The organism is Kitasatospora sp. MMS16-BH015 (genome assembly GCF_002943525.1).
GTDB lineage: Bacteria > Actinomycetota > Actinomycetes > Streptomycetales > Streptomycetaceae > Kitasatospora.
Map to the genome: position 1 here is coordinate 7,957,464 of NZ_CP025394.1, position 13,024 is coordinate 7,970,487.

Here is a 13,024-nt window from a genome sequence, read left to right on the forward strand (position 1 = left end):
CAGTGTCGACGGCCAGGGAGCCGACGCCACTACCCTCACCGACGGTGCAAGCCGACGGGGCGCTCCGGCGCCGCGTGCGGGCGAAGCTCTCAGGTACCGATGACAGAGGGGGAGGCCTGTCGGGTCGTACCCGGAGAGCCGTCGCTGCCCCACAGCGGCAATGGGCCCTCAGGTGTGCGCACCCCCGCCGGTCCGTGACCAGGAGGCCCCGCCCCCCATGAACGCCCAGCCGACCACCGCAGCGACGCTCACCGAGCTCGAGCAGGCCAGCCCCTTCGAGTCCCGCCACATCGGCCCCGACGCCGCCGCGCAGGAGAAGATGCTGGCGTTCGTCGGTTACGGCTCGCTCGACGAGCTCGCCGACGCCGCCGTCCCCGAGGCCATCCGCAGCCTCACCGCGCTCGACCTGCCCGCCGGCCGGAGCGAGGCCCAGGTCCTCGCCGAGCTGCGCGAGCTCGCCTCCCGCAACACCGTGCTCCAGCCGATGATCGGCCTGGGCTACTACGGCACCTTCACCCCGCCGGTGATCCTGCGCAACGTGCTGGAGAACCCGGCCTGGTACACCGCCTACACCCCGTACCAGCCGGAGATCTCCCAGGGCCGCCTGGAGGCGCTGCTCAACTTCCAGACCCTGGTCGCCGACCTGACCGGCCTGGCCACCTCCGGCTCCTCGCTGCTCGACGAGGGCACCGCCGCCGCCGAGGCGATGGCGCTTGCCCGCCGGGTGACCAAGGTCAAGGGCGGGGTCTTCCTGGTCGACGCCGACACCCTGCCGCAGACCGTCGCGGTGATCAACACCCGCGCGGTGCCCACCGGTGTCGAGGTGGTCGTGGCCGACCTCTCCGCGGGCATCCCGGCCGAGATCGCCGAGCGCGGCGTCTTCGGCGTGCTGCTCCAGTACCCGGGCGCCTCCGGCGCCGTCCGCGACCTCGCCCCGGTGATCGAGCAGGCCCACGGCCTCGGCGCGGTCGTCGCGGTGGCCGCCGACCTGCTGGCGCTCACCCTGCTCAAGTCGCCCGGCTCGCTCGGCGCCGACATCGCCTGCGGCACCTCGCAGCGCTTCGGCGTGCCGATGGGCTTCGGCGGCCCGCACGCCGGCTACCTGGCCGTCCGCGCCGAGTACGCCCGCAACCTGCCCGGCCGCCTGGTCGGCGTCTCCGTGGACGCCGACGGCAACCGCGCCTACCGCCTGGCCCTGCAGACCCGCGAGCAGCACATCCGCCGCGAGAAGGCCACCTCCAACATCTGTACCGCTCAGGTGCTGCTGGCCGTGATGGCCTCGATGTACGCCGTCTACCACGGCCCCGACGGCCTGGCCGACATCGCCCGCCGCACCCACCGCTACGCGGCCGCGCTGGCCGAGGGCCTGCGCGCCGGCGGCGTCGAGCTGACCAGCGGCGAGTTCTTCGACACCGTCACCGCGCGGGTGCCCGGCAAGGCCGCCGAGGTCGCCGCCGCCGCCCGTGCCAACGGCGTCAACGTCTACCAGGACGGCGCCGACCTGATCTCCGTCTCCTGCGACGAGACCACCACCCGCGAGCACCTGGCCGCCGTCTGGGCCGCCTTCGGCGTGGCCGCCCCGGAGGTCGCCGAGACCGCCGACGCGCTGCCCGCCGCGCTGCTGCGCCAGGACGAGTACCTGACCCACCCGGTCTTCCACAGCCACCGCTCCGAGACCGCCATGCTGCGCTACCTGCGCCGTCTGTCGGACCGGGACTACGCGCTGGACCGCGGCATGATCCCGCTGGGCTCCTGCACCATGAAGCTCAACGCGACCACCGAGATGGAGCCGGTCACCTGGCCCGAGTTCGCCCAGCTGCACCCCTTCGCGCCGATCGACCAGGCGGAAGGTTTCCTCTCCCTGATCCGCGGCCTGGAGCAGCAGCTCGTCGAGGTCACCGGCTACGACGCCGTCTCGATCCAGCCGAACGCCGGCTCCCAGGGCGAGCTGGCCGGCCTGCTGGCCGTCCGCGCCTACCACCACGCCAACGGTGACACCCAGCGCGACGTCTGCCTGATCCCCTCCTCGGCGCACGGCACCAACGCCGCCTCCGCCGTGATGGCCGGCATGCGCGTGGTCGTGGTCAAGACCCTGACCGACGGCGACGTGGACGTCGAGGACCTCAAGGCCAAGATCGAGCAGCACCGCGACCAGCTCTCGGTGCTGATGGTCACCTACCCGTCCACCCACGGCGTGTACGAGACCGAGATCACCAACATCTGCGCCCTGGTGCACGAGGCCGGCGGCCAGGTGTACGTGGACGGCGCCAACCTGAACGCCCTGGTCGGCCTCGCCAAGCCGGGCAAGTTCGGCGCGGACGTCTCGCACCTGAACCTGCACAAGACCTTCTGCATCCCGCACGGCGGCGGCGGCCCGGGCGTCGGCCCGGTCGCGGTGCGCGAGCACCTCGCCCCGTACCTGCCCAACCACCCGCTGCAGCCGGAGGCCGGCCCGGCCACCGGTGTCGGCCCGATCTCGGCCGCCCCCTGGGGCTCCGCCGCGATCCTGCCGATCTCCTGGTCGTACGTGCGCCTGATGGGCGGCGAGGGCCTCAAGCACGCGACCCAGGTCGCCGTGCTGAACGCCAACTACATCGCCAAGCGCCTGGCCCCGCACTTCCCGGTGCTCTACACCGGCCCCGGCGGCCTGGTGGCGCACGAGTGCATCATCGACCTGCGCCCGCTCTCCAAGGAGACCGGCGTGACGGTGGACGACATCGCCAAGCGCCTGATCGACTACGGCTTCCACGCGCCGACCATGTCCTTCCCGGTGGCCGGCACCCTGATGATCGAGCCGACCGAGTCCGAGGACCTGCACGAGATCGACCGCTTCTGCGACGCGATGATCGAGATCCGCGGCGAGATCGAGAAGGTCGGCTCGGGCGAGTGGGCCGCCGAGGACAACCCGCTGCGCAACGCCCCGCACACCGCCGCCACCCTGGCCGGCGAGTGGGCGCACGGCTACTCGCGCCAAGAGGCCGTCTTCCCGGCCGGCGTGAACCCGGCCGACAAGTACTGGCCGCCGGTGAGCCGGATCGATGGCGCGTACGGCGACCGCAACCTGGTCTGCTCCTGCCCGCCGCTGGACGAGTACGGCGTCTGAGCGAGGCGCGGTAGTACCCGCTAGCGCCCGGTAGTACGCGGAAGGCCCCGGAGGTGATCACCTCCGGGGCCTTCTCCTCGTTCGGGGCTCGCTCGCTCCGGGCTCGGGGCGTGAAGCCGACTGCCTCGAGCGTCAGCCGGCCGCGAGGGCGGGCTGGCGGCGCGGGGCGATGACCCGGCCGTCGGGCAGGAGTTCACCGGTGTCGTCGAAGAGCAGCACACCGTTGCAGAGCAGGCTCCAGCCCTGCTCGGGGTGGCGTGCCACGGGCACGGCCGCCTCACGGTCGTTCGACTCGGCCGACGGACACTCCGGACGGTGCTGGCACATAGCTCGTACCCTCGCTTCGCTCTCACCGGCTCTGGTTTGGGCCGGCACCATGGCGGGTAGGGCCTGTTGCTCCCCCGCGTCTCCCAGTCTCTGCCTCCCGGACGCGCCGCGCAGCGATTTGGTGATTTGCGACACAACTGATCGCACGGACCACCCGTTCGGGCGGCCGTGCGATCGGGTGGGTGCCGGAAGGGTCATTCCTCGCATGACCCGGACGAGTCAGGCGGGCTGACCCGTCCGGGCAGCGCGGCGGCTAGGAGGGCACGCCGAGGGCGAGCGGGGCCGGGGCGGTGGCGCGCTCGAGGAGGGCGAGCAGCTCGGCGGCCGGGTAGACCCGGTGGGCGGTGACGCCCAGCGGGGCCGGGGCCAGCGGGATGAGCAGGTCGGTGGCCGGGCCGGGCTGGGGGTGGTGCAGCCAGAGGGCCGTCGCGTAGTGGCCCGGCATGGAGAGCAGCCGGGGCAGGTGGCGCGAGCGGGAGGCCTGGGCCAGCTGCCAGGCCTGGCGCAGCGCGCGGACGGTGGAGTCCAGGTATGGGCCGGCCGTGAAGTGCGAGAACGCGTGCCCGTCCGGCGTCTCGACCACCTCGGCGGCGGCCACCGCGGCCGGCACGGGGGCGGGGTGGGCCAGGCCTGCGGCCGGGGCGCCCTGGAGCAGGTCCGGCTTGGTCTGGTGCGTCTGGTGGGTCTGGGTCGGATGGGTCTGGGTGGGGTGGGTCGGGGCTGGATGGGTCTGGGCCGGATGGGTCTGGGCCGGATGGGTCTGGGTGGGGTGGGTCGGGGCTGGATGGGTCTGGGCCGGCTGGATCAGGAAGCGCCAGCCGGTGCGGGGTGCGGTGTGGAGGTCGGCGCCCGGGCCGCTCAGCACGTGCACCGCGAGTGGGTGCGCGGGCAGCAGCGGGCCATCGGCGAGGCGCAGGGCGGCTGCGGCGGGTTGGCGCAGTGCGGCCTCGGAGTCGAGTGCCGCGAGCACCGCGCGCAGGGCGCTCGGCGGGGGCTGGGGAGTCTGAAGAGTCATGGCGGGGCGCCTCTCCGTGCTAGATAGGCGTGCGAGTGCGGCATACCGGCTGGCATTGGTGTGACGGGAACCTGGGCCGTGTCCGGTTGGGCATGATCGCGGTGCTGGCGGGAGCCTGCCGCCGAGGACAACACGGGCGGCGCGGCACCGGGCAGAGCGCAGTGCGAATTCTAGTCGAACAAGCGCACAGGGTGACCTTCATATCACGTTCGGTGTGGGGTGGCAAGTCGGGGAACTGCTGACTGATCGTCAGAACTCTTGTGTCGTCAAGATGTTCGGCCATTGGGGTATGGATCTTTTGGCCGGGCATCATGCAGGCCGGGCTTTTCCTAGGTGTAAGGGGCACCCATGGGCGAGAAGGTCATCGCGACACGGGCGGAGCTCTCCGACCGCCAGCTCTACCGGCGCAAGCTCCAAGGCTGTCTGGACGCGTTGGAGCGGATGCTCCGGGACGGCCGGTTCGACCGCCCGCGCGCCATGATGGGCCTGGAGATGGAGCTCAACCTGGCCGACGAGCAGGGCCTGCCGCTGATGACCAACGAGCAGGTGCTCGCCGCCATCGCCTCCAGCGACTTCCAGACCGAGCTCGGGCGGTTCAACATCGAGCTCAACATAGCCCCCCGGCGCCTGGGCGGCCACGTCTTCGAGGACCTGCGGGAGGAGCTGGACACCGGTCTGCGCTACGCCGACCGGCAGGCCGCCGCGACCGGGGCGAGGATCGTCATGGTGGGCATCCTGCCGACCCTCGACCTGGACCACACCGGCCTGGAGGCGATGTCCAGCAACGACCGGTACACCCTGCTCAGCGACCAGATCCTGGCCGCCCGCGGCGAGGACATCGCCCTGGACATCGAGGGGGTGGAGCGCCTCGCGGTGGAGTCCGTCTCGATGGTCGCCGAGGCCGCCGCGACCTCGCTCCAGATCCACCTGCAGGTCACCCCCGAACGGTTCGCCCCGGTCTGGAACGCGGCCCAGGCGATCTCCTCCGTCCAGGTGGCGCTGGGCGCCAACGCGCCGTTCCTGTTCGGCCGGGAGCTCTGGCGCGAGACGCGCCCCGTGCTCTTCCAACAGGCCTGCGACACCCGTTCGGCCGAGCTCAAGGCGCAGGGCGTGCGCCCGATCACCTGGTTCGGGGAGCGCTGGGTGGACTCCGCGCTGGACCTGTTCGCCGAGAACCTGCGGTACTTCCCCGCGCTGCTGCCGATCTGCGACGACGAGGACCCGGGCAAGGTGCTCGCCTCCGGCGGGGTGCCCCGGCTCTCCGAGATGCGGCTGCACAACGGCACCATCTACCGCTGGAACCGCCCGATCTACGACGTGGCCGGCGGCGTCCCGCACCTGCGGGTGGAGAACCGCTGCCTGCCGGCCGGCCCGACGGTGGCCGACACGCTGGCCAACGCCGCGTTCTACTACGGCCTGGTCCGCTCGCTGGCCGAGCAGCCCCGGCCGGTCTGGAGCCGGCTGCCGTTCGCGCTGGCCGACGAGAACTTCCACCACGGCGCCCGGTACGGCATCGAATCGGTGCTGCACTGGCCCCGGCACGGGCGCGGCGCCCGCGGCACGCACTCCGTGCCGGTCACCGAGCTGGTGCTGAACGAGCTGCTGCCGCTCGCCCACCAGGGCCTGGACGAGTGGGGCATCGAGCCCGGCGACCGCGACCGCTACCTCGGCATCATCGAGCAGCGCTGCCTGCGCCGCACCAACGGCGCCGCCTGGCAGGCCGCCACCGTGCACCGGCTGCGCGAGCAGTACGGGATGGACCGGGCCGCGTCGATCGCGGCCATGACGCGGCGGTACATGGAGCACTCGCGCAGCGGGGAGCCGGTGCACACCTGGCCGGTGGGGTAGCGGGGCACCACCGGGTTCTCAGGAGGGTGTGCGAGGATGATCGGCCCGGTGGCGGGGGCTGCCGCCGGGTCTCGACCGCCCGCGTTGGAGAGCATCCGGTGACAGCTGTGACGACGACCGAACCCGAGACCACCACCGCGATCCCGCGCCGGCTGCTCGCGGTCGAGCTGCTGGTCGTGCTCGGGCTCTCGCTCGGCGCGAGCGGGGTCTCGGCACTGATCAGCTTCACCGGTTCGCTCACCGCGCCCACCGCGCTCGGCCACCAGGTGGCCACCCTGAACGCCTCCCAGGCCCCCGGCCGCCCCTGGCTGGACCTGGCCTGGCAGCTCTACTACGTGCTGCGCGGCCTGATGCCGGTCGCGCTGGTCGGCTACCTGCTGGTGCGCGAGGGCACCTCGCTGCGGGTACTGGGCTTCGACCTGCGGCGCACGTGGTCCGACCTCGGGCGGGGCGCGGCCGTCGCCGCCGCGATCGGCGGCTCCGGCCTGCTGCTCTACCTCGGCGCGCAGGCCTTCGGCGTCAACCTCACCGTCGCCCCCTCCGGGCTGCCCGACGTCTGGTGGCGGGTCCCGGTGCTGATCGGCTCCGCCTGGCAGAACGCCATCCTGGAGGAGGTGATCGTCCTCGGCTACCTGCTGCGCCGGCTCGGCCAGCTCGGCTGGGGCTGGCCCGCGATCCTGATCGCCAGCTCGGTGCTGCGCGGTTCGTACCACCTCTACCAGGGCGTCGGCGGGCTGATCGGCAACATGGTGATGGGCGCCGTCTTCTGCCTGCTCTACCGGCGCTGGGGCCGGGTGATGCCGCTGGTGGCCGCGCACGCGCTGATCGACACGGTCGCTTTCGTGGGGTACGCGCTGCTGGCCGGGCACGTCAGCTGGCTGCCGACGGGCTGAGCAGCCCTTCGCCCGGGCCGGTTGCCGACGGGCCGAGCCCGCTGGTTTCGCGTCAGCCGGCGGCGGGCGGGGTGAGCGCTCCGTCCAGGACGGTGACGGCCCGGCCGGAGAGCAGGACCCGGTCGGCGTTGAGTTCGCAGCGCACCGAGCCGCCGCGAGGCGAGGCCTGGTAGCCCGTCAGCTCGGTGCGGCCCAGCCGTTCGGCCCAGTACGGGGCGAGGGCGGTGTGGGCGCTGCCGGTCACCGGGTCCTCCGGGATGCCGCAGGCCGGGCCGAAGAAGCGCGAGACGAACTCGTACGGCCCGGCCGGGTCGTCGGCCGCGGCGGTGGCGATCACGCCGCGGATGGGCAGGTTGGCGATCGCGGTCAGGTCCGGGCGCAGGCCGCGGACGGTGTGCTCGCTGCGCAGCACCACCAGCAGGTCACCGAGCTCGCCGGTCCCGTACGCGGCGAGCACCTCGGCGCCGAGCGCCTCGGCGAGGCCGGCCGGGGTCTCGGTGGCCTGCGGCGGATTCGCCGGGAAGTCGAGGGTGATCGAGCCGTCGGCCTCCGGGCGGGCCAGCAGCTCCCCGCTCATGGTCGCGAAGCGGGCCCACTCCCCGTCCGCCACCAGCCCGTCGGCGCGCAGCGCGTGCACGGTGGCCAGGGTGGCGTGGCCGCAGAGCGCCGCCTCCTCGGTCGGGGTGAACCAGCGCAGTGCCCAGCCGCCCTCGGCCGCGAGCCTTCGTACGTACGCCGTCTCGGAGAGGTTCAACTCGGCGGCCACCCGCCGCATCCACCGCTCCTCGGGCCACTCGGGCCCGTCCAGCACGCAGACGGCGGCGGGGTTGCCCGCGAACGGGCGGTCGGTGAAGGCGTCGACGATTCGGATCCTCATGCCCCGACTCTAGGGGCCGCTGTCGCGGCGCAGCCAGGGCCACCTGACGGAAGGTGGACCGACCAGGCGTGAGGGCCGGGGCGGGTGGGCCAGGAGGCGGTCGACGTGGTGGCGTTGGAGGCCCTCGGTCGGGGCGATGCGGAGGAGGAGGCGGTCGCGGCGGAGGAAGGAGCGGCGGCGGAGGCTGGCCGGGATGATGTCGTCGATCCAGGCGAAGGGGCGGCCCTCGGCGTGGTGGAGGAGAGGGGCCCACTTGGCGGCGCGGATCAGGTCGAGGGTGGGGATGCGGGGGTCGCCGGGTTGTGGACGGTAGCCGGTGAAGCGGACCACCGGGAGGTGGGGGAGGCCGAGGAGGGGGGTGAGGTGGGTGTTGGCGTGCTGCTCCCAGGTGGTGGCCCAGGTCAGGTCGTAGGTGCCGGCGAGTTCGCGGAGCCAGTCGCCGTGCCGGGGCGAGAGGTGGACATCGAGGTCGAGCAGGCGGTGGGTGGTGAACCCGGGGGTGGGGTGGTCGGGGTTGAGCACGCCGTCCACGTCGACGTAGAGGAGGGGCTTGGGGCCGGCGGGGTGCTTCAAGGGGCCTCCGTGGGGGTGGGTTCGGTGCGGGCGAGGGTGCGGACCTCGGGGGCCAGCAGGGCGAGGGCGGCGAGGAGGAAGGTGGTGAGGGCGCAGGTCCAGAGGGCGCCGTCGAGGGTGAGGGCGGTGGCGGCGGGGCCGGCCAGGACGGTGCCGAGGGGAGTGAGGCAGATCGAGCCGAGGCTGTCGTAGGCGGAGACCCGGGAGAGCAGGGCCGGGGGGATCTCCTGCTGGAGGGCGATCATCCAGTTGACGCCGAACAGGGTGACGCCCGCGCCGGAGGCGAACATCGCGGTGGCGATCAATGGGAGGGAGAGGTGGAGGGCGAGGGCCAGCGCCGGGCAGGCGAAGAGGAAGACGCCCCAGTTGCCGGCGAGGAGGATGCGGCGGGGCCGCCAGGCGGTCATCGGTATGCCCGTCAGCACCATGCCGAGGCCGAACGCGGCCATCGCGAGCCCCCAGGCGGAGGCGCCGCCGAGGCGCTGCTCGGCCACCACCGGCCCGTACACGGTCTCGGCGGCCTCGACGCAGGCCGTCACGATGCCGAACTGGACGACGATCGCCCAGAGCCACTGCCGTCCGATGAACTCCCGCCAGCCCTCGCGGAGCTCGGTGAGGATGCCCGTACCGCCGTGGCCGCTGCCGGCCTCCTCGGCGGGGATGAGCAGCCGGAGGGCGGCGGCCACCGCGAAGCCGAGGGCGTCGATCGCGAGGACCCAGCCCGGGCCGACGGCGGCGGTCAGGGCGCCGCCCAGGGCTGCGCCGCCGATCTGGGCGGCGTTCTGGGCCATCCGGTAGAGGGAGAAGGCACGGGTGGAGTGTTCGGGGGCGATGCTGGCCATGATCACGCCCTGGGAGGCCGGGCCGTAGAAGGCCTGGCCGATGCCGCCGGCCGCCGAGAGCACCAGCAGAGCCCAGAGCCCGGCGTGGCCGGAGAGGACGAGGGCGGCGAGCAGGGCCTGGGTGAGGGCGTTGAACCCGTTGGCCGCGACCATCACGCGGTGGCGGGGCAGGCGGTCGGCGAGGGCGCCGCCGAGGAGGAGGAAGAGCACGGTCGGCAGCAGGCGGGCCCCGGTCACGTACCCGACCTCGGCCGTGCCACCACCCCCGGCCAGCACCGCGAAGGCGGTGGCGATCGGGGCCGCGGCGTTGCCGAGGCCGCTCACCACCGTCGCTGCGGTCTGGACGCGGTAGGTCCGGGTCGCCCAGGAGGCGGCGGGCGGGGCGGTGAGCTGCTCTGTGGTCACCAGCGGACTATGGCGAAGGGCTGATGATCTGTCGACCGATTAAACGGCTGGTGGGGAGGGAGGCGGCGGCGAGCAGGGGAAGGGAGGCGGGTCGGAAGGGAGGCGGGTCGGTGGGAGGGGGCCCGGTGGGGAGGCGGGCCGTGGGGAGTGGGAGGGCAAGGGGGCTGGCCGGAGCGGTGGCGAGCAGGGGAAGGGAGCCGAGGGCCGGGTGGGGCGTGGGGTCAAGAGGAGGGGTGGCGGGTGGGGAGCCAGGTGCGGTAGCGGTGGAGGGCCTTGCGTTGGGCGAGGTGTTCGGTGAGGAGGGCGAGGGCTGGGTGGGTGGTGGGGCGGGGGGCGGTGCCGCGGGCGAGGCGGCGGAGTTGGTGGCGGACCTGGGCCATGGTGGCGGCGGAGGCGAGGGTCTTGTCCTGCCAGGTGACCGGGCGCAGCTGGTGGTCGGCTTCGCGGCCGGCGAGCCAGCGGGCGGGGAGGTCGGGGGTGACGGCGAGGGCGGTGCCGATGCCGACCAGGGCGACGCCGGCGGTGAGGACCTGGTCGGCGGTGGGGCGGCGGGTGATGCCGCCGGTGAGCATCAGGGGGAGGGGGCTGGTGGTGACCAGTTGCTCGGCCAGTTCGAGGAAGTACGCCTCGCGGGCCCGGGTGCGGGCGTCGGCGCTGCGGGCGTCGGCAGGGCGGCCGGTCATGGCGGGGCTCTCGTAGCTGCCGCCGGAGAGCTCGACCAGGTCGACGCCGAGCGGGGCGAGCCATTCGATCACCTGGCGGGCGTCCTCGGCCTCGAAGCCGCCGCGCTGGAAGTCGGCGGAGTTGAGCTTCACGGCGACGGTGAAGGCGGGGGAGACGGCGGCTCGGACGGCTCGGACGGTGTCCAGGAGCAGCTTGGCCCGGTGGGCCAGTGGGCCGCCCCAGGCGTCGGTGCGGCGGTTGACCAGCGGGGAGAGGAACTGGGAGAGCAGGTAGCCGTGGGCCGCGTGGATCTCCACGCCGTCGAAGCCGGCCTGCTCCGCGCGGGCGGCGGTGACGGCGAAGCGCCGGACGGTGGCGGCGATCTGGTCGGGCGTCATCGCGGTGGGGCGGCCGAAGCGGCCGCTGTGCCGGCCGAGCTCGACGCCGAGGTCGGAGGGGCCCCAGACCACGCCGGGCATGTCGGAGGCGACCTGGCGGCCGGGGTGGTTGATCTGCATCCAGACGGCGCCGCCGCCGGATTTGGCGGCCTCGGCCCAGGCGGCGAAGGGGGCCAGTGGGGCGGCCTCGTCGAGCACGACCCCGGCCGGGCCGGTCAGGGCCTCGGCGTGGACCATGACGTTGCCGGTGATCAGCAGCCCGGCGCCGCCGGCGGCCCAGCGCCGGTAGAGCTCGATCAGCTGCCGGTCGGGGAGCTGGCCGGGGCCGGCCAGGTTCTCCTCCATGGCGGCCTTGGCGATCCGGTTGGGCAGCACCGCGCCGGAGGCCAGGCGCAGCGGGGTGAACAGTTCGCCGGTCATCGGGTGGTCCCTCGTTCCTGTCGGCTAGAATGTATGCACTGTTCACATTAGGGCGCCGATGTATGCGGTGCAAACATCGGAGTGGGTGACCCATGCCACAGGCGAACGCCTCGTACCACCACGGCGATCTGCGCGCCGCATGCCTGCGCGCCGCGCGGGAGCTGTTGGAGGAGGACGGCAGCGCGGGCCTGTCGCTGCGGGCGGTGGCTCGGCGGGCGGGGGTGTCGGCGACCGCGCCGTACCGGCACTACGCGGACCGCGAGGCGCTGGTCTCGGCGGTGGCGGCGGAGGGTTACGTGGAGCTCGGCGCGCAGCTGGCGGCCGTGCACTCCGCTCCGGCCACGCCCGAGGAGCTGGCGGAGGTCGCGGTCGCCTACGTGCGGTTCGCGCTGGACCGTCCGGCGCTGTTCCGGGTGATGTTCGCCGAGCCCTGCGACCCGGGCAACGAGGAACGGGCGGCGGCGACCGCCGCCATGCGGGAGTACGTCCGGGGCATCGTGCACCGGGTCTTCCCGGCCGCGGAGGTCGAGGCCCTGGCCACCGGGGTGTGGGCCGTGGTGCACGGGCTGGCCTTCCTCCACCTGGACGGGAAGCTGGACGCCGCCACCCCCGAGCTGGTGGCCGGTCAGGTGCGGGGCGCCGTCCGGGCGCTGCTGGCGGTGTCGCCGTGACCGCGCTGCCCCCGCCGATCACGCCCCGCCTGGAGTCCGCCGCGCGGGCGCTGGTGGAGGCCGCCGCCGCGCACCCGCAGATCCACCGGGTGGCGCCCGAGCGGGGGCGGGAGATCCTGCTGCGCCTGCAGTCGAAGCCCGGGGTGCCCAGGCCCGAGGTGGACGAGGAGTGGGTGGTGGTCGACGCCGGGGAGTGGGGCACCGTCCGCGTTCGGATCATCCGGCCGAAGGGAGCCACCGGCGTGCTGCCGGTGGTGTTCCACATCCACGGCGGCGGCTGGGTCTTCGGGGACGACCGCACCCATGACCGGCTCTTCCGCGAACTGGCCGTCGGGGCGGGCGCCGCCGGGGTCTTCCCCGTGTACGACCGCGCGCCGGAGGCGAGGTACCCCACCCAGGTGGAGCAGGTCCACGCCGTCGGCCGGTGGCTGGCGGAGCACGGGGCGGAGCACGGCCTGGACGCCTCCCGGACGGCCGTCACCGGCGATTCGGCCGGCGGGTGCCTGGCTGCCGTCTTCGCGCTGATGAACAAGGAGCGCGGCGGCCTCGGCCTCAAGGCGCAGGTGCTGCTCTACCCGGTGACCGACGCCGACTTCGACACCCCCTCCTACCTGCGGTTCGCGGAGGGCTGGTACCTCACCCGCGAGGGCATGCGGTGGTACTGGGACGCCTACACCGCCGACCCCGCCCGGCGGGCCGAGCACCACGCCGCCCCGCTGCGGGCCTCGCTCGAGCAGCTCCGGGGCCTCCCCGCCACCCTGGTGGTCACCGCCGAGGCCGATGTGCTGCGGGACGAGGGCGAGCGGTACGCCGACCGGCTGCGCGAGGCCGGGGTCGAGGTGACCGCCGTGCGGGTGGCGGGGACGGTCCACGACTTCCTGCTGCTGGACGGCCTGCGCCACACCCGCGCCGCCCGCCTCGCCCGCGAGCTCGCGGTCGACGCGCTCCGGACGGCGCTGCACGAGGGCTGAGCGCCGCCGCAGGGAGCC

At 73.8% G+C, this 13,024-nt stretch carries 11 protein-coding genes; 5 read left to right on the plus strand and 6 right to left on the minus strand.

All coding sequences use genetic code 11. From position 1 onward, the window contains the following. Positions 1–217 precede the first annotated feature (217 nt). Positions 218–3,103 carry an aminomethyl-transferring glycine dehydrogenase gene (gcvP, locus tag CFP65_RS34200; RefSeq protein WP_104819813.1) on the plus strand — a complete coding sequence of 962 codons (2,886 nt, stop codon included), beginning with the start codon at positions 218–220 and terminating at the stop codon, positions 3,101–3,103. A 132-nt stretch (positions 3,104–3,235) separates the two neighbouring features. Here gcvP and CFP65_RS34205 read toward each other — a convergent pair whose 3' ends face one another. Both CFP65_RS34205 and CFP65_RS34210 read right to left on the minus strand, forming a co-directional pair. Then, positions 3,236–3,430 carry a DUF5999 family protein gene (locus CFP65_RS34205; RefSeq protein ID WP_104819814.1) on the minus strand — a complete coding sequence of 65 codons (195 nt, stop codon included), beginning with the start codon at positions 3,428–3,430 and terminating at the stop codon, positions 3,236–3,238. 253 nt (positions 3,431–3,683) lie between these two features. Further along, positions 3,684–4,445 carry a hypothetical protein gene (locus CFP65_RS34210; protein WP_104819815.1) on the minus strand — a complete coding sequence of 254 codons (762 nt, stop codon included), beginning with the start codon at positions 4,443–4,445 and terminating at the stop codon, positions 3,684–3,686. A 348-nt stretch (positions 4,446–4,793) separates the two neighbouring features. Between CFP65_RS34210 and CFP65_RS34215 the strand changes: the two genes are divergently transcribed. Both CFP65_RS34215 and CFP65_RS34220 read left to right on the plus strand, forming a co-directional pair. Beyond that, positions 4,794–6,293 (plus strand): glutamate--cysteine ligase, encoded by a 1,500-nt coding sequence (locus tag CFP65_RS34215; protein WP_104819816.1) that lies wholly within the window; start codon positions 4,794–4,796, stop codon positions 6,291–6,293. A gap of 107 nt (positions 6,294–6,400) precedes the next feature. Then, the gene (locus tag CFP65_RS34220) at positions 6,401–7,186 is read left to right on the plus strand and encodes a CPBP family intramembrane glutamic endopeptidase (RefSeq protein ID WP_254552712.1); all 786 of its coding nucleotides are present in this window, start codon (positions 6,401–6,403) and stop codon (positions 7,184–7,186) included. Positions 7,187–7,238: 52 nt separating this feature from the next. On the opposite strand, the gene CFP65_RS34225 is transcribed toward CFP65_RS34220, so the two are convergent. The 4 genes from CFP65_RS34225 to CFP65_RS34240 form a co-directional block, all read right to left on the minus strand. Then, a complete protein-coding gene (locus CFP65_RS34225; protein ID WP_104819818.1) occupies positions 7,239–8,063 on the minus strand; it encodes a PhzF family phenazine biosynthesis protein in 825 nt (274 codons plus the stop codon). Between the two features lie 9 nt (positions 8,064–8,072). Next, on the minus strand, positions 8,073–8,636 hold the full coding sequence (locus CFP65_RS39420) for an HAD domain-containing protein (protein ID WP_158702498.1): 564 nt from the start codon (positions 8,634–8,636) through the stop codon (positions 8,073–8,075). After that, positions 8,633–9,883: an MFS transporter gene (locus CFP65_RS34235; protein WP_254552713.1), complete on the minus strand. Its 1,251-nt coding sequence runs from the start codon at positions 9,881–9,883 to the stop codon at positions 8,633–8,635. Before CFP65_RS34235 ends, CFP65_RS39420 begins: the two co-directional genes overlap by 4 nt. A gap of 221 nt (positions 9,884–10,104) precedes the next feature. Then, positions 10,105–11,364 (minus strand): NADH:flavin oxidoreductase/NADH oxidase family protein, encoded by a 1,260-nt coding sequence (locus CFP65_RS34240; protein ID WP_104819820.1) that lies wholly within the window; start codon positions 11,362–11,364, stop codon positions 10,105–10,107. Positions 11,365–11,456: 92 nt separating this feature from the next. Between CFP65_RS34240 and CFP65_RS34245 the strand changes: the two genes are divergently transcribed. Beyond that, a complete protein-coding gene (locus CFP65_RS34245; protein WP_104819821.1) occupies positions 11,457–12,035 on the plus strand; it encodes a TetR/AcrR family transcriptional regulator in 579 nt (192 codons plus the stop codon). After that, on the plus strand, positions 12,032–13,006 hold the full coding sequence (locus CFP65_RS34250) for an alpha/beta hydrolase (protein ID WP_104819822.1): 975 nt from the start codon (positions 12,032–12,034) through the stop codon (positions 13,004–13,006). The genes CFP65_RS34245 and CFP65_RS34250 overlap by 4 nt, the downstream gene beginning before the upstream one ends. The last annotated feature ends 18 nt before the right edge of the window (positions 13,007–13,024 follow it).

Bases quoted from the DNA above. Each gene is read 5' to 3' on its own strand.
- gcvP (WP_104819813.1), top strand. From the start codon at position 218: ATGAACGCCCAGCCGACCACCGCAGCGACGCTCACCGAGCTCGAGCAG.
- CFP65_RS34205 (WP_104819814.1), bottom strand. From the start codon at position 3,430: ATGTGCCAGCACCGTCCGGAGTGTCCGTCGGCCGAGTCGAACGACCGT.
- CFP65_RS34210 (WP_104819815.1), bottom strand. From the start codon at position 4,445: ATGACTCTTCAGACTCCCCAGCCCCCGCCGAGCGCCCTGCGCGCGGTG.
- CFP65_RS34215 (WP_104819816.1), top strand. From the start codon at position 4,794: ATGGGCGAGAAGGTCATCGCGACACGGGCGGAGCTCTCCGACCGCCAG.
- CFP65_RS34225 (WP_104819818.1), bottom strand. From the start codon at position 8,063: ATGAGGATCCGAATCGTCGACGCCTTCACCGACCGCCCGTTCGCGGGC.
- CFP65_RS34240 (WP_104819820.1), bottom strand. From the start codon at position 11,364: ATGACCGGCGAACTGTTCACCCCGCTGCGCCTGGCCTCCGGCGCGGTG.
- CFP65_RS34245 (WP_104819821.1), top strand. From the start codon at position 11,457: ATGCCACAGGCGAACGCCTCGTACCACCACGGCGATCTGCGCGCCGCA.